Genomic DNA, 3,266 nt, shown 5'->3' on the forward strand with positions numbered 1-3,266 from the left:
GACATTGCCGATCCAAAATCATCATATTTCACCGCGTTTATCGCGGAAAGCGCGTCCGTTGTGGTGCTAATTTCGCCGTTCAGGTTTGTTAAAGCCTTCATGCCCTCAACGCCTAAATCCTCCCACATTGTCCCAAACAACGCAACGCCCGCCGCATTCTGCGCTAAAGGATCGTCCATAGTAAAAAGGGCGGCTGTCACGTCTTCAAACGCTTTCGCCGCCTGATCCCCGCCAGCGGCAAAGGCCGCCGCGGTTTCTTCTGCATTTACCCCAATATCTGCGAACGCCTGCATTGTGCCGTCCGAACCGTCTTTAACCCTGATCCCGAATTCCTTTACAGCGTCGCCCAGCTTGTCAACGGAAAACGTGCCAGCACTTGCGCCGTTTGCGAAGCTGTTAAACATATCTTCCGCGTCAAGTCCAAGCGTTTTGAAATGCACGGAATATTCGTTGATACTGTCCAGCAAGTCCCCGTTTTTATCAAGGCCGTTTTGCGCGCCCTGCGCAATCAGGTTAAACGCGTCTTCGCCGGACATTCCGAACTGATCCATAAGCATATTGACGGCGCGCATTTGCTCTTGTATGTCATATCCGAAGGTATCACGCAACATAAGGGCGTTTTGCGTCATTGCTTCAATGTTCGCCGGATCAAGGTCTTTTGCGGTCTGCGCCACCGTGGACATTGCGGCGGCTATGTCCTCCATGTTTTCCCCGAAGTTGTTGTTGTAGATGTTCAACATTGCTTCGTCAAAACCCTTTGCCGCCGCTTCCGCAATGCCTGTCGCCGCTTCAAAATCGTTCATTGCGCTTTTGACTTCATCAGCGAAGCCCGTTGCATATCCGATCCCCGCAACGATCGCCGTTCCGATCGCGGCAACGCCTACGCCGATAGCCTTTAGCCCGGCTCCCATAGCGGAAAAAGCACCGCTAAAATCCGCGCTTTTCTTAGTGCCTTCTTCAAGCTCCCGGTTCAGCGCGTCAAGCTGATTTTCGGTTTCATACATACCCGTGCGGGCTTCGGTCAAAGCCCTTTGAAGCGTCTGCGCCTCTTCGGACATTGCCCCTTGCTGTTGAACCGCTGTTTTATAGGCGGCTTCTGCCTGTTCAACCTTCTTCTTTTGCTCTACAAGAGCTTTGTTCAAAATCTCTTGTTTCGCGGTGATCCCTTCAATTTTGTTTTCGCTGTTGGCGTATTGCGCCGTTACCATTTTTAGCTCGGCGGCCAAATCCCCTAAAGTACCGTCAATCTCTTTTGCGGCAATCTGGTATTGCACGAATGCTTTTGCCGCTTCATTCGCTTGCGTGGCTTCTTTCGCAAGCTCCGAATTCAATTCATTTATTTTCTGTTGTGTCGAGTTGAATTCTTGCCGCGCCCCTTCAAGCTGTTGTTTCAAAGAAACAGTTTCTTCGGAAAACTCGCCCGTTTCCTGTGCGGCGCGGTTATATGCGTTTGTTAGTTGCTCAATTTTCTCCTCCTGTTGCTCCTGAATTTGTGAAAGAATTTTACCGCTTTTTGCCAATGTTTCCGTTTTGTTAGAAGTAATCCCCATTTCAGAAGCCGCGGTTTTCAATTCCGCTCCAAGCGCGGACAAATGGCGGTCAATTTCGTTCACAGAATCAGAATAATTATTTCCTGCTTTTTTAGCCGCTTCAAGTTGTATCGATGTTTTATCTAATTCGTTTTGGGTTCTAACCATTTCGGCCTTTGCGTTATTTAGGTTTGTTTGCATTTTCAGGAGCGCGGGATCGTTTTTATCTAATGCGCCCCGCATTTTCCCTAAAGCCTCTTCTGCGGCGGCAACGGCCTTTTTCTGCTCTTCAAGCCGTTTATTCAAAACGTCCTGTTTTGCGGTCAAGCCCTCAATGCTTTTTTCGTTTCCCTCGAATTCAGCAGAAACGAGTTTCATTTCCGAACCAATTTCCCGAAGGGAAGCATTTATTCCTTTGCAGGCTTCTCTATACTCCTTTTCGCCCTCAACGACAACTTTTGTCTTAATGGCATCTTCCTTGCCTGCCATCGCCTTTCCCTCCTTCTTACAGTAAAATGGGCATAGAAAAGCCCCCGCACAACTGTTTCCAGTTAATGCGGGGGCTTCTGCCCTTCGGTTGTTATTTAATTCGTGAACATTTTTTGCACTCTGTATAGCCTTGCATTAGGGCATATTCCAAAGTTACATATTTAGGATTTTTCATTCCGGAACATTTTTCGTCGCGGTGATAACGTTTGCCGCCCTCTTCAATGTAGACTTTATATGTTCTTGCAAAAGAAGTTTGTGCGGCTGTACTGTGCTGTTGGCTGTGTGGAGTTTCGCGCTTTTCAGATTGTGCCGTAAGGTCTTTGGGGATTCCAGAATATGAAATTCCGTTTTCCCCCCGCTTTTTCCTAAATCCGATAACTCCCAGCACCACGGCAAGCGCAAGGCCGCAAACGCCGGAAGCAATGTCGCCTTCTGCGAAAAGGCTTATTGCCGCAATTAGGAAACATCCCGAACATACCAGTAACGCAATTTTGATTAGCCTTGATCTGTCCATAGTTTGAATAGCTCCTTTCGTGTTTTGTCTTTGGCAACAAGGCCGGAATGCACATGAATTCTGGTCTTTAACATAATTATAGTCGAAGTGCGTGTTAAAGTAAAGAACTATGCTGATTTTTAAAACGAAGGATTTTGCGCCAGCTATTCATAGCCCCATGAACACATCGTCAATATCCACTTCCCGCGGCTCCGGCTTGAACCGATCCGGATTGAATTCCTTGTGAATGCGAAACAGCGTCAGAATTTTATACGGTGTCATTTTCCAAACGTCGGCTTCCGGCCAGCGTAAAAGAGTAACCCCGATATAAAGCAGGCGGGCAAGGTCAATTAAGCCTTGCCCGCCGCCGCGTTTTTTTCCTCTTCGCCGTCTTCGTCTTCTTCGTCCTCCACGGCGGGCGGCTCTGTCGTGCCGCTGTTGCCCATAGCGAAGGCGCGGAAAATCGCCGTTCGCACTTCGTCGAAGTTGCCCGTGTGGATCATGTGGCCTATCTGTTTTTCGGTCAACGGCTCTTCGCCATCCTCTGCGCCCTCATTCAAAAGCAGAGTAAGAAGCCACCGAAGATTTTTAATACTTTCTTTGCCGGAAAGCACTTCGCCCAGCGTATCAAAGCCACCGAAGCGGTCTTGCATTTCGTCAAGGACATTCAGGGAAAACAGCAAGTGGAATTCCTTGCCGTTCAGCTCAATGGGCAAACGCCCGTCTTTAATTGCGCTCATAATAAAATAAGGGAA

Annotated in this window: 3 protein-coding genes; all 3 read right to left on the bottom strand. The window is 48.5% G+C overall.

The window, feature by feature from the left end; all coding sequences use genetic code 11:
- On the bottom strand, positions 1-2,018 hold a 2,018-nt coding region (locus tag U8U68_RS21605; RefSeq protein WP_322204488.1), incomplete at its 3' end, for a phage tail tape measure protein.
- Positions 2,019-2,109: 91 nt separating this feature from the next.
- On the bottom strand, positions 2,110-2,532 hold the full coding sequence (locus tag U8U68_RS21610) for a hypothetical protein (protein ID WP_322204490.1): 423 nt from the start codon (positions 2,530-2,532) through the stop codon (positions 2,110-2,112).
- 329 nt (positions 2,533-2,861) lie between these two features.
- On the bottom strand, positions 2,862-3,266 hold a 405-nt coding region (locus U8U68_RS21615; protein ID WP_322204492.1), incomplete at its 5' end, for a hypothetical protein.

The organism is Acutalibacter intestini (assembly GCF_034334985.1).
Classification (GTDB): Bacteria; Bacillota; Clostridia; order Oscillospirales; family Acutalibacteraceae; genus Acutalibacter; species Acutalibacter intestini.

Coding starts and splice junctions, on each gene's coding strand:
- U8U68_RS21610 (WP_322204490.1), bottom strand. CDS start 2,532: ATGGACAGATCAAGGCTAATCAAAATTGCGTTACTGGTATGTTCGGGA.